Origin of the sequence: Nocardia sp. NPDC046763, from assembly GCF_040645495.1 — a bacterium.
In the GTDB taxonomy this organism is placed as follows: Bacteria; Actinomycetota; Actinomycetes; order Mycobacteriales; family Mycobacteriaceae; genus Nocardia.
The window spans coordinates 295,054-314,092 of sequence record NZ_JBEYYI010000001.1 but is presented as its reverse complement, the minus strand read 5'-3'; the positions used below and the strand labels follow the sequence as shown (position 1 = coordinate 314,092).

The window sequence follows — 19,039 nt, the reverse complement described above, 5'->3', positions numbered from 1 at the left end:
CGCGGATCAATTCTCGCTGTGGGTGAGGGTGTTGTACATCTGGATCAGGCTGACCACGGTCACCGGTGCGCCGATGGCGATGGTGCCGATGGCGGTGCCGAGCCCCGCGCCGACACCCGCGCCCGCGATGCAGCCGCCGGGCGCACCGACCAGGAACGCCGGCGGCATCAGCTCGGTGCCGACGATCGCACCGGCGATGCAGCCGCCGACAAGCCCGATGGCCGCGCCGAGCATGCCACCGATCGCGGTGGCCAGGCCGATCTGAGTGCCCGCCACGCCGAGGGCGTCGTTGAAGTCGTCCTGGGAGAAGATCGGCTTCAGGGCGACCTCGGCGGCGGGGGTGGCCTGCGCGGGGTCGGCACTCGGCGTGAGGGTGATGGTCCGGCCGTCCGCGTCGACCTGCGCGGCGATCGGCCAGTCCTTCTTGTCCAGCTGGTAGGTCAGCGGCATGCCGAATGCCAGCTTGCCGTCGGCGTCGAGCACCTCGAACTGGCTGCCACGCACATTGATCCGGCCGGCGTCGGTGCGCAGCACGACGGAGTGATCCACCACATTGGCGGTGTAGTGGATGCCGGGGACGATGTCGGTGCTGACGGTGCTGCCCGGTCGTTCCTGAGTCGCGGGGGCGTCGGCGGCGGCGGTGCCGGTGGTGATGGCGAGCGCGGCGACGGCGAGCGCGGCGGTGGCGGTGAACTTGTTCAGAGTCTTCATCAGGGGATGTCCTTCCTCGCGAACTTCGGTCCGCGAGACGAAAAGCTGTGGGGAGGAGGGGAACTACTGCTGCGGTCCGGTGCCGTCACCGGGCTGGGCCAGCGTGAACGTGCGCTGCCCCTCGATGCGGTGGCCGTCCTTGGAGGTCACGGTGAAGTGGGTGGTGTACAGCCCGGCCGGGCCCAGCGGGGCCAGATCGACGCTGAGCGTGCGACCGTCGACGTGCACGTCGCCGACGGAATAGGTGTTGCCGTCCGGACCGCTCACCGCCAATTCCGGATCTTCCACCTTCTCGTTGAAGGTGACGCTCACCTGCGGCGGGCCCGCTTGCAGCACTGCGCCGTCGGCAGGCTCGGCGTGCGTGATATGCGAGTGCGCGTCGGCCACTCCGGTGCCCAGCACGGTCGCGCCGATCAGTGCCGCAGCCAGCACCGTGAACGCGGGCCGCAGCCGGGGCAGCCCGCGACGGGGCCACGTGAATTTGTTGCTCGACAAAGCATTTCCCTTCCACACGCCGACCGGAACGATCGACGGCAGCATGAATCCGTCATTCGCGCAGCACGAATTGCCAATGGTCGATGAACGATCGACACCGCGCGATTTCGATATCAGTGCACAGAGGTCAATTACATACGGCCGGGGGATAATTTCTCACCGCGCGAATTACGCAGCCGTGAGCCGGACCGAAAATGGACGCACCGATATCCTTCCGGCGCGGACCACGTATCCGCGACGGGCACAAGGACAGCCTCCGATACGCGCGTACCCGGGCCTACCCGGATCAGAGCGCGGTCACGAAGGCGGAAGAGATCGGCGGGCCACGCCGGGAGATGGCGCCGAGCAGCAGCGCACCGGGCGGCCGGACGTGCGTATCGGGCGTGCGGACCAGCCGATCATCACCCGGCGCAAGCCATTCGAAGTGCGCGAACAACGACCAGACGGCACGCGATACCGCGGCGTAGATGCGCTCCACGGCGGCGATCAGCAATGCGGCGAGCACGGTGGCCGCGGCGTGTGCGGCCAGCATCGCCCACCCGGTGACGCCCGACCCTTCGACGGTGGCGTGGGAATGACCTGCGACGGTTGCCATCATCAGCGCATTGTGCGCGAGGAACTGCCCCGCTCCGAGCGCCGCGACGAGCCGGATCCGTCCACGCCCCACGGGAGATCCGACCGCCGCGCCGACGGTACCGCTGACCAGTAGAAGCAGTGTCAGCGCCGCCGAATGCGGCAGGTCACCCTCGAAGCCGTGGGCCGCTATGGCCAATAGCCCGCACAGAATTCCGGCCAGGCTGCCACGTATTCGGTCACGCGAAGGAGCGCCGGCACAGGCGAGCACAACCATCGTCGACAACCTTCACAGACAAGACCAGAGCCAGAATGGATTCGCGAAGACTATAACCGGTCCTCCAGAATTCCCGAAATCCCTTCCGCGACCTGAAATCAACTCGGCCGTAAAACCAATTCGCTTCTGAACGGAAGGGATTCGGCGGCCCGGCCCAACCGGTTCGACACCGGTCGGCGGGTTATAGATATCCGCTCTGAATCGTGACATAGGCTACGGAGAGCGCGAGGTTGTCTCCGATCCCGTTCAGACGAAGGAGTGACCGTTTCGATGAACAATTCATGGATATATCGAGCCGGGTTCACCGGCATCGCCGCGGCCGCGGCGGTCGTGATCGCGGCCGCACCCGCGGGTGCCCATGTCAGCGTCTCCGGGCCCGATGCCGCCCGGGGCGGTTCGGCCGTATTGACGTTCCGGGTGCCGAACGAGTCGGCCACCGGCAGCCCGACCACTGCACTGACCGTGCAATTCCCGGCGCTCACGGAGGTGAACACCCAGACGATGCCCGGGTGGCGCGCGGAGGTCTCGCGGAACGCCGACCACAAGGTCACCGGCGTCACCTGGACCGCGGACCCGGGCGGCGGCATCGGCCCCCGACAGTTCGGGTCCTTCGCCGTACTGGCCGATGGCCTGCCCGACACCGATTCGATCACCATGCCCGCCACTCAGACGTATGCGGATGGGCAAACCGTGAAGTGGGACCAGACGTCGTCGGGTGGCTCCGAACCCGAGAATCCCGCTCCGGTCCTGCAATTGGCCCCGAAGCCGTCCGGGGCGGCGGCCGACCACGGTGATGTCAAGACCGCGGCGCCGCAGTCCCAGTCGGAGAAGGACACGACGGCCCGCTGGCTCGGCAGCATCGGCATCGTGCTGGGTGCACTGGGCCTGCTCGGCGGCCTCGGCCTCGGAGTCGCCCGCCGCAAGTCCTGACGCGTTACCCGACCCCGCGCCGCGGCCGACCGGTACGCCCACCCGGGCACGTACCCGTCGGCCGCGCGTCTGCTCAGTGGCTGTGGCCGTGACGGGCCGTCGTCGTCGGAGCGGGCGGCCCGGAGTGGCCGGGAGCAGCCCACGAGCCGACCGTCCAGGCCGCACCGAACACGACCGCGAGCACGAGCACGAATCCAGCGATCCTGGGTTTGACGCCGAGCCGTGTACTCATCGCCGATTCCTCTCTGGCAGTCACTCGAGTCCGCTCGGTCACCCGAGACTGAAGGGCTGTCCCCAGAGCGTGACCCACGTCGTGACGTTATCGGTTTCCACCTCGACGTTCACGAACGAGCGGGCCTGGGCGTAGCCGCCGCAGCCCGACAGGCCGATGGTCTCGTCGGACCAGCTGACGCTGCCGTTCAGACCGTGGAATTCATTGCGCCAGTGGTGGATCTCACGGCCGAAGTCGTCGGGCTGTTCCAGATCCAACAGGTGGAAGGCCAGGGCCTGCCCCGGGCCGAGGGTCCTTCATCAACTGTGACTTGCGTTTTCCGGACAGTTAGTCGGATGCGATCGCCCCGGGTTCCCGGCCGTCGGGTGAGGTGGATCACCACATTATGTTCAGGCAGAACGGTTTTCGTGCGATTCCGCCATCCGCCGCAGGGCGCGGCGATCGACCTTCCCCGCCGGGCCCAGTGGCAGCGCCGGCAATGCGAGCAGGCGCTCGGGGAACTTGCGCGGTTCCAGGCCGCGCCCGGCGAGATGCTCGGTGAGATCGCGCAGGGTCAGCATGGCGGTGGCGGCGACGCAGGCGCACAACCGTTCTCCGTACAGCGGATCCGGCAGCGCCACGCAGGCCACGTCGGTGATGGCCGGATGGGTGAGGAGCAACGATTCCACCTCGGCCGGGCTGATATTGAGCCCGCCCCGGATGATGACGTCCTTGCTGCGGCCCACGATCGTCAGGTATCCGTCCGGATCGAGGACGCCGAGGTCACCGGTCCGGGTCCAGCCGTCGGGGGTGCGCAGCGTGCGATCCAGGTCGGCGTCGTGGACGTAGCACATCGGCGACATCGGCCCGCGGGATACGATCTCGCCCACCGATCCGGGTGGCAGGCTGGTGAATTCGGGGTCCACGACCCGGATTTCGGCGACGGCGGGATGGGGACGACCGGCGGTGGTAGCGCGTTCGGGCGGATCGTCGAGGGCGGTATGGCAGGAGACGCCGTCGGCGGATCCGTAGAGGTTGATCACCGGGCAGCCCAGCACCTCGCGACCGCGCACGGCGGTCGGCGTATCGAGGGTGGAGCCGCCGACCACCACCGCCCGCAGGCTCGACAGGTCCGCAGAGGCGATGGCCGGATGATCGAGCAGCATGCGCAGCATGGTCGGGACGCCGAGCAGATGTGTGGGAGCGGCCCTTTCGATCATGGCGAGCGTCGCGGCAGGCTCGAACCTGGGCTGCAACACCAGCGTCGCCCCCAGGGTGGCCAGGGTGACCGACGTGCCGCTGGAACCGAACGCCGAGGCCAGCGGAACCAGGAACATATTGCGCATGGTGGACGGGTCATCGTGTAGCGCGGCCAGCATGGCCCCCCGCCCGCCCGCCAGCGCATTGTGCGAGTAGAGCACCATTTTCGGTTCGGCCTCCGAACCGGAGGTGACAAGAATCCGGGCCGGGCCGTCGGGATCCACGGTCCGGGCGCGGAATTCGCACGCGTCGGTGGCGAGCAGGGCGTGCACGGGCACGCAGCCGCGCGCGACGTGCCGCCCGACGGCGACAACCGCGCGGAGTGCGGGCAGTTCGGCCGCCATTTCGCGGATGCGTGCGGCGCAGGGGAAGCCATTGTGTTCGGCCAGGGTGATGACGGCGACGGCTTCGGAGCGCCGTAGCAGGCTCGCCGCTTCCCGGCCGCCGCGTCCCACCGGGAAAGGCAGCACGACCGCCCCGAGCGCGGCAATGGCCAGGTCCGCGGCACAGGCGAGGCGTCCGTTCGGAAGCTGCACGGCGACAACATCGTCGGCGGTTACGCCCAGCCCGGACAGTCCGGCCGCGAGCCGCCGGGCCTGTTCATCGAGCTCGGCGTAGGTGACGGTGCCGTCGGCGTCGATCACAGCGGGCTTGTCCGGATGCTGTGCGCACCGCGCGGTGTACAGCGTGTAGATGTCGCGGCCGGGGTAGTACCCGGATCGAGCCCAGGAGTTCCGGAGCTCAGCGGGCACCAGGTCCGAATACCAGTGCGCGGCGGTCCTTTCGCTGCTGCTCACGAGATTCTCCACGGGGTGCCCAGGGCGGGGCAGCCGAATTCGTCGCGGCCGATCACCGAGGCGAAGCGCGCATCGGTGAGGAGGTCACCGAGATCGGTGGCGACCGCCACGGTGCCGGTCGTCCAGCCGTCCCCGTCGGGAATTGGCTGCCGATCCGCCATCTGCGGGCGGACGCCACAGCGGCGCAGCGTATTCGAGGCGCTCAACAGGCTGTTCTCGACTGCGGCACCGGTGCGGTCGCGCTGCCGCAGCAGCAGTCCGGCGACGGCGGCCTCCGCTCCGAGGATGCCGCCGAGCACGTCGAGCAGGGTCATCAGCGAGGGTGCGGGCGGTGCGCACGGCGGGCCGACCAGTTCCGCGAGGCCGGTGCGGGCCTGGACCATGAAGTCGGTGCCGGGCGGCAGATCGCCGAGGTCGAGGCCGGACCAGCCGGAGGTGTAGACGTGAACGATGCCGGGCGGCATGTCGGTGGCCGAGAGTTCCAGCACCTCTGCCTTACCGGGAGCCCAATTGTGCAGGAATACATCGGATTCGGCGGCGAGCGCCCACAGGCGCTTCCGGTCTGCGGTGGATTTGATGTCGAACTCGGCCGCCCGCTTGCGCCGGTTGAGGGCCAGCCAGCGCGACGACAGATCGCCGCTGCACGGCGGCATCTCGCGCAGCGGGTCGCCACCCGGCGGTTCGATACGGGTCACGTCGGCTCCGAACAGGCGCAGCAGGTGAGCGGCCAGCGGCGCTTGCACCCGGCGGCCCGCTTCCAGGACGGCGAGGCCGCTCAGCGGAGTTTCGAGGGTACCGTGACATCGATCCGGCTGGGCGAGCGGCGAATTCGGGACCGGCATCACCGTCCACGGCGCAGGCAGCGACTGCGGGGAGGGCGTATCGGATTCCGCCGCGCTGTACAGGCGGCACACCTGTACCCCGGAGTGCGCGGCGACCGCCCGGATCTGGTCGAAGGTGTGGGCGCGGGTGGTATCGTGCAGGTTCTCGGCGAGCGGCGCGGTCGCGGTGGCGTAGCGGAATTGGAAGGGGCGCCAGCCTTTTCGCAAGGCCCTGGGTTCCGCACCCAGCTCGGTCCAGAACGCACCCCATGGCTCCGGTTGCAGCGACTCGATTTCGAAGCGGATGCCGTCGGCGCTCGTGAACGGCGGGCCACCCGGGGCGAGGCCCACGGCTTCGGGATCGTCGGCGCCGGCCGCGGCCAGGTACTGGGATATCGACAGCAGGGCGGCCTCGGCGACGCTGGTCTCGACCCGGGCGAAGCCACCCGACGCGGCCAGCAGGCTTGCCAGCAGCGCGGTTCCGGCGAGAGCTCCTGCGGCGGTCTCGCAATAGTCGACCGAGAGTCCCCGAGGCCGACCGGCCCGGCGCCCGTTGACGTGCATTACCCCGCAGATCGCCTGCACGGCAGTCTCATTCGTGAGCGCCGGTTCGGTGAGCGGGCCCGCCCAATCCACCGTCAGCTCGCGCCGCGTGCCGTCCGGGAGGGCGAGGTGCGCCGTCGCCGCCACGCCGCGGGGCAGATCGCCGACGGTGACGGCTGCGCCGAGTGCGTCGAGGTGGATGCGCAGCACCTCGGCCGCCGCGCCGGACCCGCCGACGGTCGCGGTCGCGCCCGCGAGCAGAGGGGCGACCGCCGGTTTGGTTGCGTGTGTGTGCGACATTGCGCGCCTTCCGCCGGATTCGGGTGTGCAGTCAACGAGTCGGCCGGAAGGGCAGAAGAGTTCCGACAAATGGTTCGATCGGGACATGTCACCCGAATCACCCCCTGCATCCACGGCGTCCACGACCCTGCCGACCCGGGTTCGGGAATTCGTTGACTCCCAGGTCATTCCGGTCGAGGACGAGCTCGACGCCGATGACCGCGCGGCGTGGGCCACCCTGCGCGAGCAAGCCATTGCCGCCGGACTGTGGGCGCTGCCCTTACCACGCGAACACGGCGGCGGAGGCGTCCCGCTGACGGACTACCTCGCGCTCGCGGAGCTGGAGGGCCGCAGCGATCACGGGCCGGAGGCGCTCGGTTCCTCGGCGCTGCTCACCGTCCGCATGCTGGGCGCGCACGCGCATCCGGAGTTGCGTGCGCGCCTGCTCCCGGAGCTGGTGACCGGCACCGCCAAGGCGGCGTACGCCATGACCGAGCCCGGAGTGGCCGGGTCCGATCCGAGCGGACTGCGCACCACGGCAGTCCGCGACGGGTCCGGTGGATGGATCGTGACCGGCCGCAAATGGTTCATCACGGCCGCCGCCCGCGCCGACTGGGTGCTCGTCGTCGCCCGCACCGGCATGGATCTGCCCACCCGGCAAGCGTTCTCGATCCTGGCCGTACCGACCACCGTCGCGGGATTCCGGGTGATCCGAGAGGTCGACGTGCTCGGCGCGGGCGGCCAGCACGAGATCGAATTCGATCGGGTCCGTGTGCCCGGCACGCACCTGCTGGGCGCGGTCGGCGCCGGGATGGCGCTGGCGGCCGAACGGCTCGCGCTCGGGCGTACCCTGCGCGCGCTGCGGTGGATCGGGCAGGCCCAACGCGCGGTGGAACAACTCGCCCGCCGCGCGACCGAACGCCGACTCGGCGACGGCGTTCTCGCCGATCGCCAGCTGATCCAGCAGCTCGTGTTCGAGTCCGAGCTACAGCTCCGCTCGGCACGCCTGCTCGCCGCCGAGGCCGTCCGCCCGGTGGTCGCCGATGCCCTCGCCCATGTCGAGGTCGGCCTGGCCAAGACCGCCGCCGCCCGCGCCCTCGGCACCGCCGTGGATGCCGCCATCCAGGTCTACGGCGCCGAGGGCCTCACCGCCGCAACAGGTCTCCCCCGCCTGCTGCGCACCGCCCGCGCCGCGCGCATCCTCGACGGCGCAGACGAATTCCACATCACCGCCACCGCCCGCCGCCTCCTGCGGGACTACTCCGGCCAGGGTCTACCGCCCGCCAACTGACGCCCCACCCGCTGCGGCGATCGTCGGACCGTGGGAATCGTCCGCCGGCGCGAGAGCCGTTCACATCGGGACGAAGTCGCTTCGGCCCCAGGCGATTTGGGCTGACTAAAGCGCAACGCGTCGCCCTTCACCGAGGGGTGGATCGCGGATCGATCCATGTCGGCCTGCCCGGGTATGTCCGCGAGCGGCGGCGAGCAACGGACGACTACCTCGAAATCCCGGGAACGAATCGATTCGCGGCACGACTTGTGGATCGACGACGAGTGGAGCTGAGGGTGCGAGCGGGATCTAGGGTAGAGCTGACCGGGTTGTGCTGTGCGCACGACCGGCGGCCGGTCGTGCGAGACGTCGATCTGGTGGTCGAGCCCGGTGAGCGGGTCGCGCTCACGGGTACCAACGGGTCTGGGAAGACGACGCTGCTGCGTGCGCTGCTGGGGCTGCACCCGGTGTCGTCGGGTGTCATTGCCGTGGACGGGGATCGGGCGCGGTCGGCGCGGGATCGGGATCGCCGCCGCAAGGTCGCGGCCTGGATTCCGCAGCGGCAGGCCTCCGGCCGGTTTCCGCTGCTGGCGCGCGAATTGCTGGTCAGCAGTGGCGATCTCGGCGCGGCGCTGGAGGCGGGCGAGCGGCTCGGTGTGGCGGATTTCGCGGATCGGCCGCTGGACACGCTGTCGGGCGGTCAGTTGCAACGCATGTATCTGGCCCGCGCGGTCGGCTGCGTCGCCTCGGGCGCACGGCTACTGCTGGCCGACGAGCCCACGGCCGCACTCGATTTCGCCGGTCAGGCCGAAGCGGCCGAATTACTGCTGGCGCTCCCTGTGACCGTGCTGGTGGTCACCCATGATCGGGCGCTGGCCGACCGCTGTGATCGCGTGCTCGAGATGGCCGACGGCCGGTTGCGCGAAATCCCCGCTCGGCATGAGGAGATCGCGTGAACAGTGCCGCGAATTTCATGGACGTGTGGCAGCTGGCTCCGGTGCAGCGCGGGTTGTTCGCGCTGGTGCTGGGCGCGGTCGGGCTGCCGATCGTGGGCGTGGTCATCATCGGCCTGGACATCATGCCGGTGCGGTTCGCCATGATGCACGTGGCGCTGCTCGGCATCGCGGTCGGCATGCTGACCGGGCTGGACCCCATGCTCTGCGCCCTGGTGGCCTGCGGCGGATCGGGAGCGGCGCTGACGCCGTTGGCCCGCAGCCGCACCGGATTGTCCGGGGCCATGGGCCTTTTGATGAGCCTGTCCATCGCGGGCGCACTGCTGGTGCTGTCGATCTCGGGCGTCAACGCCAATGGCGCGTTCGAACTACTTTGGGGATCCATCCTGGCCACCCGCACGCCCGATGTGGTGCTGCTCGGTGTGCTCGCCGCAGTGGTGCCGCTGCTGTTCGTGCTGCGCCGCCGCCAGATCGGACTGCTGCTGCACGATCGGGAACTGGCCGCGTGCTCCGGTGTACGAGTGGACCGGCTCACCCTGATCCTGCTGGTACTGGTCGCGATCGCGGTCGCCGCCGGCATCCGGCTCACCGGCGCGCTGCTGGTGGACGCGCTGACCCTGCTGCCCGCCCTGGCCGCGCGACGGCTGGCGAATTCGCTCACCACCATGGCGATCACCGCAGTCGCGGTGGGCGTGGTGGTGAATATCGCGGGCTTCACGCTCGCGGTGGCGCTGGACCTGCCTCCCGGTCCGGTCCTGGTGCTGCTGGCGGGGGCGGTCGCCCTCGTCGTCCATGTGATACCCGATTGGAGAAGACGAGGATGGCCCTCATCCGACGAAACCGGCTCGCGCGCACCGCGATCGGTGCCATTGCACTGATCACCGGTGCGGCCGTTGCCACCGGCTGTTCTTCGAGCAGCGACCATGGCCACAACGGCCCGCATGTGGTGGCCGCGAGTTCGTGGGAAGCGGCGTTCGCCAAAGCCGCCGGGGCCTCCGACGTGACGGTCATCGTGCCCGCCGCCATCAAGCACGCCCCCGATTACGATCCCAAGCCCTCGGATCTGGCCACGGTCGCCAAGGCCGACTTCGTGCTGTACGCGCAGTTCGAAGGCTTCGCGGGCAAGATCAAGGACGCGGCCGGTTCGAAGGCCACGCTGATCGAGGTCAATCTCGACAATGCCAAGGACACCATGGAATCCGAGGTGCGCCGCCTGGGCGACCTGTTCGGCACGCGCACCACCGCCGACAAGTGGATCGTCGATTTCGAGACCGAGTACGGCAAGCTCGCCACCGACGTGAAGACCGCCTGGCCGGGCGGGCGGCCGCCGAAGGTGGTGCAGCAGGCGTTCATGGGCTTCGCTGCGCAGCTGTCCGGCGCGCAGGTGCTCGGCACCTACGGTCCGGCACCCATCACCCCGGGGCAGGTCGCGGACCTCTCCGCCAAGAATCCGCAGTACGTATTGGGCAATGAGCAGATGAGCACCGGTCAGGTGCTGCCCGGCTCGTCCGCCAAGCAGATCGATCTCACCAATTACCCCACGCAGGACCAGGATCTGCTCTCGGTCTACCGGGACGCCGCCGCCAAGCTCACCGCGGCGATGCACGGCTGAGCGGCCGGGCCGGGGTGGGCGGCGTGTCCGACGGGGCGATCACAGTTCGGCTGGATCGACCTTGCGCGCCGTCCGCGCGCGCCACCACCACGCCACCACTGCCGCCCCGGCGAACGCCCCCGATACCAGGGTCCACGCGGGTCCGTAGCGGCCGTCCGAGGCGTCCACCAGCGCACCGAAAATCGTTGGCCCGATGACGAATCCGGCGAAGAATCCCGCCGACACCACCGCCGAATCACGGCCCACCTGCTCGGGCGCGGCCGTCGCGATGACGGTCATCATCGAGACCGCGTTCGCCGAGACCGCACAGCAGCCGATGCCGAGCGCGCCCAGCCACACCCAGCCACTCCACCAGGTCCCGACGAGAATTCCCAGCGCCGCGACCGCCGCACCGAAGGCCAAGGGCCCCAGCAGGATCGCGGGAGTGGGCAGTCGGGACGACCACCGGGTCCAGCCCACTCGCCCGGCGATTCCGGCGATGCCGAGCACGGCGACCAAGGCGCTCGCCGCGCTCGCGGACAGTCCCAGCTGCTTGGCGGCGTACAGCGCGATATAGGTGTTGATCGCCGAGATTCCGGTCCCGAGCAGCACCGAGTAGCCGCACATCCAGCCCGCGTCGCCGTGCGGGCGTGCCACCACCAGTGGCGAAAGACGGGGCGGCTGTGGATCTTTCGCCACCGACAGCGCAGCGGCTGCCGCCAGCGCCGCTGTCGACGCCGCGGTGGCCACGGCCGCGCGCCAGCCCACCGCGCCCGCGATCGCCGCCAAGGGCAAGCCCGCGAGAAACGCGCCGAACTGCACGCCCGACTGCTTCCATCCGGCCACCGCACCGCGCGCGGCGGCCGGAACACGAGTTGCGATCAATTGATTCGTCGCGGGGTTGGCCAGGGCCTGCCCCAGCCCCGACACCGCGATCGCCGCCACCAGACCCCCGTAGCCCGGTGCCGCCGCGAACAGGACGAGGGCCAGCGTGGACAGCGCGAACATCCCGATCAGGCAGCGCCGGGCCCCCAGCGCCGCCACCATGGGACCGACGACCGGCGACAGTATCGCCGCCACCCCGAACCCGGCCGCCACCAGCAAACCCAGTTGCCCTGTGGCAATACCGAATTCGCCGACCAGCCGGGGACCCAGCGCGCCCAGCAGGAACAGCGGCAGCATCGATAGGGCCATCGCCGTGATCAGCAGCACCGTCAGCACCGAGCCGCGGATGGCCGTGACCGCCGGGGTTTCCGCGCGCACACTCACACCCGACAAGTCGAACGAGCAGCGGCCCCGGTTCCCGTGGATTCGGTCCGGGACTCGGCTCGCCGTCCGGCCCGCCGGGAACTTCGCTCCGGGCCTGCGCGACCATTGAGCCATGAGGTGCGAAACGATCCGCGAAGCGCTGTCCGCGCGAATCGACGGCGAACAGGAGCCCATCGCGGCCGGATCGGCCGATCGGCACCTGGACGCCTGCGCCGATTGCCGTTCCTGGTACCGGCACGCGGAATCGCTGCACCAGACGACGACAGCGACCCCGGCACCCCCGGTTCCCGACCTCACGGCGGACATCCTGCGACAGCTGCCACCGAACTTGCCGCTCAGCTCGGTCCCGTGACGATGGGCCGGTCGGGCTCCTTCCACGCGAGGACCAGGGATTCCCGGGCACGGGCCACCCGGGAACGGACGGTTCCGACCGGACAGCCGAGCGCCTCGGCCGCCTCCGCGTAGGACAGCCCGAGCATCTGGGTGAGCACGAACGCCTCCCGGCGGTCGTCGGGTAGACCACGCAAAAGGTCTGCGATGGCGAGCATTTCGGGGAAATCGGAACTGTCACGCTCGCAGCGCTCATCGATCGCGGTCTGCCAGTCGCCGGGTGCCTTCTTCGGACGCACCGAGGCGCTTCGGATCCGGTCCACGACGGTGCGCCGGGCGATGGACAGCAACCAGGTTCGCGCCGAGGATCTGCCGGCGAAACCGGGCAGGCTGCGCAACGCGCGGAGATAGGTCTCCTGGGTGAGGTCGTCGGCGGATTGCACATCGGTCAGATGCGCCATGAAGCGCCAGATGTCGCGCTGGGTCCCGCGGATGAACTCTTCGAGGGCGCCGCGGTCGCCACGACCGGCGGCCAGCGCGAGCGCGGTCAGCTGATCATCCGCCGAGACCGCGAGGCTGTTCGGGGCCGCGTTCGCCCGGATGAGGCCGCGCGCAGACGCTGACGCGGAAGGGATTAGGTGCATTGCCAAGCCTTCGATTACAGACGCCACAGCAATGAGACGTCGATCGGAATCGGTCGCCGCACGATCAGCGGCACACCGCGAAGGGGGCGGTCGATCAGTCACCCGTGGGCGAATTCGCCACCGGCAGTGAGCTGTTCAGACCTGGAATGCACAAGCGGGCGGGCCGCGACGAGCCAGTACATGCCGTAGCAGGGTTTCCGATGGCTTCGGAACCCGGTGTTCCTCCATCCGCCCGGCCGGCAGACCGGCAGGCACACTCGGATGGAGATAGACGAGCAGCATCGGCACGAAAAAGCGCGCGTACAGCGCACGCAGCAATGCGAACAAGGCCCGTTCGCCGCGCCACAGCCAGATGCCGCAGAACATCGCGGCCAGTGAGTGCGCCGCGATCATCGTGATCGACCCGGCGCTCGCGCCGTCGCCCATCCCACCGCCGTGGTTCATCTGGCCGCCCGACATCGGCGCGAGCCCGAACCACAGATGCAGGACCACCTGCATACCGGCCAAACCACCGACGATGGGCAGCACACCCCACTGCCGATCCGCGAAAGCCCATGCCACCGCGGCGGTCGCGGCGCACGCCACTACCAGCGCTGAGAACGACAGCCCGTGCCCGACCACGTGACCGTGCCCAGCGGCCGACACCGCGACGGCGATCACGGCGAAAATCGCCGCCCGCACGGCACGCGACGCCGGGGTCACGAGTGGGTCGGTCATGGCACGCTCCATCGTCGCATCACCACGCGAACGCCTGTGCCAGAGGGCTTCTCGACCTCATGTCATCCCATGAATGCAGTGTCGGGATCGGGCACACGTCGATAGGACGGCTCAGTCCCCGCCCGGGTTCAGCACCACGATGCGATCACCTCGGCCGACAGGCCGGATTCACTCCGACTCGGCCGAGTTCCAGCGCTGCTCGACCTTGGCCCAGCGCCAGTAGGCGACGGCGATGATCCAGGCCAGCACGAACAGGCCGACGATGCCGAAACCGACATTGTTGAGGTTGATTCCGGCGATCCAGTCGGTGATCGGGTTGACGAAGTCGGCGTCGTCGTGGAGGACGGTTATCAGTTCGATGGAGCCGACGATCAGCGCCACCGCGATCGACAGGGCGGTGATGGTGAGGTTGTAGTAGATCTTGCGGATCGGCTCGGAGAAGGCCCAGTCGTAGGCCACGTTCATGAACAGTCCGTCGAGGGTGTCCATCAGACTCATGCCCGCGGCGAACAGCAGCGGCAGCACCACGATCGCGTACCAGGGCAGTCCGGCGGCGGCGCCGGAACCGGCGAGGGCCAGCAGGGCGACCTCGGTGGCGGTGTCGAAGCCCAGCCCGAACAGCACGCCCACCGGATACACCTGCGCCGGCCGGCGCACCGCCCGCATGACCGGGCCCAGCAGCCGGGCCAGCGCACCGCGGGCCTGCAGGGCGGCCTCCAACTCCTCGGCATCGAACTCGCCGCGCCGGGTGCCCTGGAACACGCGCCAGATCCCGATCAGCGCAACCACATTGAGCAGCCCGATCAGATACAGGAACGATCCGGACGCCACCGTCGACACCATGCCCAAGGTCTTCCGGGTGGGCGAATCCTCATCGACCAGCTCGCCGACCACCCGCGCACCGGCCACCACCAGCGCGGCCAGCACGAACACGATCGTCGAGTGACCCATGGCGAACCAGAAGCCCACCGATTTGGGCCGCTGCCCATCGGTCATGAGCTTCCGGGTCGTATTGTCGATCGCCGCGATGTGGTCCGCGTCGAACGCATGCCGCAGGCCGAACGCGTATGCGGTGAAACCCAATCCGACCCCGAACACCTGCGACCCGAGCTGATAGCTGTGCGGCGCCACCGCCCCGAACAGTAGCCCGAACGCCACCACATGGATGGCCGCGACCACCCCGAGCAGCACTCCCGCCTCGATCCAGTCCCGCCGCGACCAGTCGTGCAGGACATGCCGCAACCGACGGCGCGCGGGGACAGCGGAATTCGAACCAGGATCGACAGACATGCGCGCAGAGACCTTCTCGGGGAACCCGCGTCCCCGTACGTAGGGCTGTGACGACGCGAGGTCTGACTCCCGTACCGCCGCAGCGGCCCGGACACAGTGGCGCGACCGTCCCGGATTCCCACCGGGTTCCCACCATCGTCACAAAATGTTCGCCTGACTATACAGAGCAGCGCCGACGGCCCCGACGTCCAGCGGTGCCGCGCCCGAATGACATCGGATTCGTGGTGGACCGTCTACGAACGACCGGGGAGCCACAGTGCGGGCAGACCGGTCGTGAGTACTTAATGACGACAGATTCCCAGGTCCGGCGTTCTTCATAACGTTGTCCTCATCAAGTTCACACCAGCAAGGAGAACCGACATGAGCGACATCAACGAACTCGTCCAGCGCTACCTCACCGCCTGGAACACCACCGACGCCTCGACCCGCGCCACCATGGTCGCCGAGTTGTTCACGGACGACGCCGAATACACCGACCCGCTGTGCTCGGTCCGTGGGCACGCCGGGTTGGACGCCACCATCGCCGCCGTCCAGGCGCAGTTCGCCGGACTGGAGTTCAGCCTGGGCGCCCCGGTCGACGCCAACCACCACATCGCCCGCTTCACGTGGCACCTCGGCACCCCGGGCGCGGAACCGCTGGTGATCGGCTTCGATGTCGCCGCCATCGCCGAGGACGGGCGCATCGAACGCGTCTACGGCTTCCTCGACAAAGTCCCCGCCGGGGCTTGATCGTTGCGCCGCAAGCAGTTCGAAGGCGCGGCGGTAGGCGACTGCCGGAACTCCGGCGGTGGGCGACTGCCGGAACTCCGGCGGTGGGCGACTGCCGGAACTCCGGCGACGCCGGGTGTCCGCTCGATGCGGGCGGCCACCCGGCAGACGTTGATCAGCGGTAGGAACCGGCGCTCAGGTCGGCTGTTGCGCTGGGGCCCTGCGGGTTCCAGCCGAGGTCGGCGCGGGCGCCCTTGCCGGTGATGGATTGGCTGAGGGCCAAGGCTTCGGCGAAGGGAGCGCCCAGGGCGGCTTCCGCTTCGGCGAGGGGCCAGATCACCGGGTCGCCGGAGACGCCGGCGGCCTGGGCCGCAGCGGTGGCGAGGTCGAGCACCGAGACGGCCGGCTCGGTGATGGCGTGCCAGATGGTGCCCGCCGGAGCCGCTTCGACGACCTTCACGAAGAGGTCGGCCAGGTCGTCCACGTGAACGGTGGGCCATACGACAGTGGAGTCGGCGACGACGACCGGCGCATTGTGCTTGCGGGCGAGATCGACCAGGAGAGCGGGGATTCCGCCATTGCGGCCGTGCACGATGCCGGGACGGATGACGGCGGCGCGGACGCCCGCATCGGCAAGAGCGAGGACCTGGCGTTCGATGACCGGGCGGTAGCCGACGATGGGAATGGGGTTGGTAGGCGCGGATTCGTCGGCGCCATCGGTCGCGCCGAGGACCCAGACGCCGCTGGTGTAGACGAAGGGCTTGCCGGTGCCGCGCAGCGGGTCGGTGAGGGCAGCAATGGCGGCGGCGTCCACGTCCGCGTCTCCACTGGGGGTGGCGAGGTTGACCACGGCGTCGATATCGGGGGTGACAGCGGCGGTGAGGGATGCCGGATCGGCGAGATCGCCTGTGCGCGTCTCGAATCCGGACTCGCCCTCCTTACCGGGCCGTACCAGTGCCACCACCTCGTGACCCAGCCCGGTAAAGCGTTCGGCGACCGCGGAACCCAGGTAGCCGCCGGCCCCGATGATCAGTACTCGCATGAATCTTCTCCTCCATCTCGGCCGTGCCGGCCGTCTTCACGACAGCCTCGTCGGCCGCACTGGTATTCCGCTGTCAGCGGGCGCCCGCTCGATTACCCGCGAACAGCACGTCAATTACCGGCGAACAGCACGCGATTCGCGTATGCGGTGTCGAAATACTCCCGGGCTTCCGCGATTCGGCCGTCGGCGACGCGGAAGGCGATGACGACATCGTTGACATACTCCGCGCCCGCCACGGTGGTCGCCCGGGTGGTCCACTCTGCCACGGCGCGGTCCCCGTCGGCGATCACGCCGCGCACCTCCTGGCTCATGGGTTTGGTGGTGTCGAAGCGCGCCAGCATGGCGGGCAGGAAACCGTGGAAGATCTGGTCCGGTCCGACCCAGGTGCCCGAGGTCGGCAGGTCCCCGGCCAGTGTCCAGGTGGCATCGGGCGCGAAGAACTCGCTGCGCCGCTCGACCGCCTCGCCGCCCCGCAGGGCGCGAATGTAGTTCTCGATCACCGTCCGGGTCTCGTGTGTGGTGCTCATGCCATTCAGTTCACTGGAAATCCCGAGCCCGACCAAGGGCCGGCTCACACACTCAGCGATAAAGAACGCTTATCGATGCAGAGCGCCGGACCGCCGACACGAAAAAGCGCCCGCGGCGTTCGGCCGCGGGCGCTTTCACGCTCTTTGTCAGTCCTTGACCAGTGCGACGCCGGCGGCTTCCAGGGCCGCGACGCCGGCGGCGTCCAGGGCCACGACGCCGGCGGCGTCCAGGGCCACGACGCCGGCGGCGTCCAGGGCCACGACGCCGGCGGCGTCCAGGGCCTCAGGCGAATCCTCGACCGGCTCCGGCGATTCGGAGCGGTTGGGCAGCAGCACCGCCATGACGATGACGATCAGCGCCAGCGCAGCGGAGACCGCGAAGGCCAGCCGCATGCCGGACAGGTGGGCGTCGAGCGGGTTACCGCCGCCATCGGTCAGATGGGTGGCCCGTGACGTCATGACCGTCACCACCAGGGCGGTGCCGAAGGCCGCGGCCACCTGCTGCAGCGTGCCCAGCATGGAGCTGCCGTGCGAGTACAGGTGCATCGGCAGCGCGCCCAGGCCCAGGGTGAACACCGGCGTGAAGGCGGCGGCCAGCGACACCATCAGCAGGATGTGCAACACCACCAGCACCGGATACGGCGTGGTCAGCGAGAGCTGAGTGAAGCCGACGAGGGCGGCGGTGATGCCGATCGCGCCCGGAATCACCAGGATGCGGCCGCCGAACCGATCGAACAGCCGGCCCACGGTCGGGCCGAGCAGACCCATGGCCAGACCGCCCGGCATGACCAGCAGACCGGTCTGCAGCGGGCTCAGGCCACGCAGGTTCTGCAGGTACAGCGGCAGCAGGATCATCGAGCCCATCATGGCCAGGAAGGCCACGGCCATCAGGACCAGCGCCTTGGCGTAGGTGCCGGACAACAGGATTCGCAGATCCAGCAGCGGGCTGCCGTTGCGCTGCAGGGACACCTGGCGGAACACGAAGACGGCGACCAGGGCCACACCGCCGGCGACGATCAGCACCGGAGTGAGCGCGCTGCCCGCGCCGAACTTGCTCAGGCCGTACACCAGCCCGCCGAAGCCGAGGGCCGCGAACGCCACGCTGAACCAGTCGATCGAACCCGCTTGCGGCTCACCGACGTTCTCCAGCTTGCGCAGTCCGAACCAGGTCACCACCGCGGCGATGGGCAGCACCAGCGCGAACAGCCAGCGCCACGAACCGATCTGGAGCACCAGGCCGGAGATGACCGGGCCCATGGCCGGGGCGACCGAGATGGCCAGGGTGACATTGCCCATCACGCGACCGCGGTCGTGCTCGGGGACGACCGTCATCAGGGTGGTCATGAGCAGCGGCATCATGACCGCGGTGCCGCCCGCCTGGACGACCCGGCCGATCAGCAGCACCGCGAACGACGGCGCGAGCGCGGCCACCGCGGTGCCGAGGAGGAAGACACCCATCGCGAGGGAGTACGCGCGCCGGGTGGTGACGCGCTGCAGGAACCAGCCGGTCACCGGGATGACCGCCGCCATGGTGAGCATGAATGCCGTGGACACCCACTGCGCGGACCGCTCGGTCACATGAAGATCCGTCATGAGCCGCGGAATCGCATTGATCATGATGGTCTCGTTCAAGATCACCGTGAAGGTCGCGAGCACCAGCAACCGGATGACCGTTGGCGTCCGCTGCTTGGTCGAGCTAGCGGATAGATCGGGCATCGGAAAACCTCCGGGGGTGTTCGTATTCGAGGGGGTGACGCGGAGTCGGCGACGGTGCCGTCCGGGGGGCCATATCGATGCAGAC

20 protein-coding genes, 1 pseudogene and 1 riboswitch are annotated in these 19,039 nt (G+C 69.2%); of the genes and pseudogenes, 7 read left to right on the top strand and 14 right to left on the bottom strand.

The window, feature by feature from the left end:
* Window positions 1-6: 6 nt before the first annotated feature.
* The 3 genes from ABZ909_RS01495 to ABZ909_RS01485 all read right to left on the bottom strand — a co-directional run bounded on the left by ABZ909_RS01495 (window position 7) and on the right by ABZ909_RS01485 (window position 2,056).
* On the bottom strand, window positions 7-711 hold the full coding sequence (locus ABZ909_RS01495; protein WP_356995647.1) for a hypothetical protein: 705 nt from the start codon (window positions 709-711) through the stop codon (window positions 7-9).
* A 63-nt stretch (window positions 712-774) separates the two neighbouring features.
* Window positions 775-1,206 (bottom strand): copper resistance CopC family protein, encoded by a 432-nt coding sequence (locus ABZ909_RS01490; RefSeq protein ID WP_356995646.1) that lies wholly within the window; start codon window positions 1,204-1,206, stop codon window positions 775-777.
* Between the two features lie 286 nt (window positions 1,207-1,492).
* A complete protein-coding gene (locus ABZ909_RS01485; protein ID WP_356995645.1) occupies window positions 1,493-2,056 on the bottom strand; it encodes a hypothetical protein in 564 nt (187 codons plus the stop codon).
* Window positions 2,057-2,326: 270 nt separating this feature from the next.
* Between ABZ909_RS01485 and ABZ909_RS01480 the strand changes: the two genes are divergently transcribed.
* Window positions 2,327-2,986, top strand: coding sequence for a YcnI family protein (locus tag ABZ909_RS01480; protein ID WP_356995644.1), 660 nt, complete (start codon window positions 2,327-2,329; stop codon window positions 2,984-2,986).
* A gap of 73 nt (window positions 2,987-3,059) precedes the next feature.
* Here the strand turns inward: ABZ909_RS01480 and ABZ909_RS01475 are convergent, their stop codons facing one another.
* The 4 genes and pseudogenes from ABZ909_RS01475 to ABZ909_RS01460 all read right to left on the bottom strand — a co-directional run bounded on the left by ABZ909_RS01475 (window position 3,060) and on the right by ABZ909_RS01460 (window position 6,918).
* Window positions 3,060-3,218, bottom strand: coding sequence for a hypothetical protein (locus tag ABZ909_RS01475; protein WP_356995643.1), 159 nt, complete (start codon window positions 3,216-3,218; stop codon window positions 3,060-3,062).
* Window positions 3,219-3,256: 38 nt separating this feature from the next.
* Window positions 3,257-3,511, bottom strand: a pseudogene (locus ABZ909_RS01470) (MspA family porin); the annotation flags it as partial.
* A gap of 96 nt (window positions 3,512-3,607) precedes the next feature.
* Window positions 3,608-5,254 (bottom strand): class I adenylate-forming enzyme family protein, encoded by a 1,647-nt coding sequence (locus ABZ909_RS01465; protein WP_356995642.1) that lies wholly within the window; start codon window positions 5,252-5,254, stop codon window positions 3,608-3,610.
* Window positions 5,251-6,918: a CoA transferase gene (locus ABZ909_RS01460; protein WP_356995641.1), complete on the bottom strand. Its 1,668-nt coding sequence runs from the start codon at window positions 6,916-6,918 to the stop codon at window positions 5,251-5,253. The genes ABZ909_RS01465 and ABZ909_RS01460 overlap by 4 nt, the downstream gene beginning before the upstream one ends.
* Before the next feature lie 85 nt (window positions 6,919-7,003).
* Here ABZ909_RS01460 and ABZ909_RS01455 point away from each other — a divergent pair, with 85 nt between their 5' ends.
* The 4 genes from ABZ909_RS01455 to ABZ909_RS01440 all read left to right on the top strand — a co-directional run bounded on the left by ABZ909_RS01455 (window position 7,004) and on the right by ABZ909_RS01440 (window position 10,732).
* Window positions 7,004-8,188, top strand: a complete 1,185-nt coding sequence (locus tag ABZ909_RS01455; RefSeq protein ID WP_356995640.1) for an acyl-CoA dehydrogenase family protein — start codon at window positions 7,004-7,006, stop codon at window positions 8,186-8,188.
* Window positions 8,189-8,526: 338 nt separating this feature from the next.
* A complete protein-coding gene (locus tag ABZ909_RS01450; RefSeq protein WP_356995639.1) occupies window positions 8,527-9,123 on the top strand; it encodes an ATP-binding cassette domain-containing protein in 597 nt (198 codons plus the stop codon).
* Window positions 9,120-9,998 carry a metal ABC transporter permease gene (locus tag ABZ909_RS01445; protein ID WP_356995638.1) on the top strand — a complete coding sequence of 293 codons (879 nt, stop codon included), beginning with the start codon at window positions 9,120-9,122 and terminating at the stop codon, window positions 9,996-9,998. Before ABZ909_RS01450 ends, ABZ909_RS01445 begins: the two co-directional genes overlap by 4 nt.
* Window positions 9,941-10,732, top strand: coding sequence for an ABC transporter substrate-binding protein (locus ABZ909_RS01440; protein ID WP_356995637.1), 792 nt, complete (start codon window positions 9,941-9,943; stop codon window positions 10,730-10,732). Before ABZ909_RS01445 ends, ABZ909_RS01440 begins: the two co-directional genes overlap by 58 nt.
* Before the next feature lie 39 nt (window positions 10,733-10,771).
* On the opposite strand, the gene ABZ909_RS01435 is transcribed toward ABZ909_RS01440, so the two are convergent.
* Window positions 10,772-11,980, bottom strand: a complete 1,209-nt coding sequence (locus tag ABZ909_RS01435) for an MFS transporter (protein WP_356995636.1) — start codon at window positions 11,978-11,980, stop codon at window positions 10,772-10,774.
* A gap of 112 nt (window positions 11,981-12,092) precedes the next feature.
* Here ABZ909_RS01435 and ABZ909_RS01430 point away from each other — a divergent pair, with 112 nt between their 5' ends.
* Complete coding sequence (locus ABZ909_RS01430) at window positions 12,093-12,332, top strand: zf-HC2 domain-containing protein (RefSeq protein ID WP_356995635.1); 240 nt, start codon at window positions 12,093-12,095, stop codon at window positions 12,330-12,332.
* Here ABZ909_RS01430 and ABZ909_RS01425 read toward each other — a convergent pair.
* From ABZ909_RS01425 to ABZ909_RS01415, 3 genes are all read right to left on the bottom strand, one after another.
* Complete coding sequence (locus tag ABZ909_RS01425; RefSeq protein ID WP_356995634.1) at window positions 12,316-12,960, bottom strand: sigma-70 family RNA polymerase sigma factor; 645 nt, start codon at window positions 12,958-12,960, stop codon at window positions 12,316-12,318. The two genes, ABZ909_RS01430 and ABZ909_RS01425, sit on opposite strands and share 17 nt — an antisense overlap.
* Window positions 12,961-13,089: 129 nt before the next feature.
* Window positions 13,090-13,671, bottom strand: a complete 582-nt coding sequence (locus ABZ909_RS01420) for a hypothetical protein (RefSeq protein ID WP_356995633.1) — start codon at window positions 13,669-13,671, stop codon at window positions 13,090-13,092.
* A gap of 168 nt (window positions 13,672-13,839) precedes the next feature.
* Complete coding sequence (locus tag ABZ909_RS01415; protein ID WP_356995632.1) at window positions 13,840-14,961, bottom strand: HoxN/HupN/NixA family nickel/cobalt transporter; 1,122 nt, start codon at window positions 14,959-14,961, stop codon at window positions 13,840-13,842.
* A 38-nt stretch (window positions 14,962-14,999) separates the two neighbouring features.
* Window positions 15,000-15,131: riboswitch (cobalamin riboswitch) on the bottom strand.
* Between the two features lie 190 nt (window positions 15,132-15,321).
* Between ABZ909_RS01415 and ABZ909_RS01410 the strand changes: the two genes are divergently transcribed.
* On the top strand, window positions 15,322-15,690 hold the full coding sequence (locus ABZ909_RS01410) for a nuclear transport factor 2 family protein (protein ID WP_356995631.1): 369 nt from the start codon (window positions 15,322-15,324) through the stop codon (window positions 15,688-15,690).
* A 154-nt stretch (window positions 15,691-15,844) separates the two neighbouring features.
* Here the strand turns inward: ABZ909_RS01410 and ABZ909_RS01405 are convergent, their stop codons facing one another.
* The 3 genes from ABZ909_RS01405 to ABZ909_RS01395 form a co-directional block, all read right to left on the bottom strand.
* The gene (locus tag ABZ909_RS01405; protein ID WP_356995630.1) at window positions 15,845-16,711 is read right to left on the bottom strand and encodes an NAD-dependent epimerase/dehydratase family protein; all 867 of its coding nucleotides are present in this window, start codon (window positions 16,709-16,711) and stop codon (window positions 15,845-15,847) included.
* A 110-nt stretch (window positions 16,712-16,821) separates the two neighbouring features.
* Complete coding sequence (locus tag ABZ909_RS01400) at window positions 16,822-17,238, bottom strand: nuclear transport factor 2 family protein (RefSeq protein WP_356995629.1); 417 nt, start codon at window positions 17,236-17,238, stop codon at window positions 16,822-16,824.
* Between the two features lie 147 nt (window positions 17,239-17,385).
* Complete coding sequence (locus tag ABZ909_RS01395) at window positions 17,386-18,954, bottom strand: MDR family MFS transporter (RefSeq protein WP_356995628.1); 1,569 nt, start codon at window positions 18,952-18,954, stop codon at window positions 17,386-17,388.
* Between the last annotated feature and the right edge of the window lie 85 nt (window positions 18,955-19,039).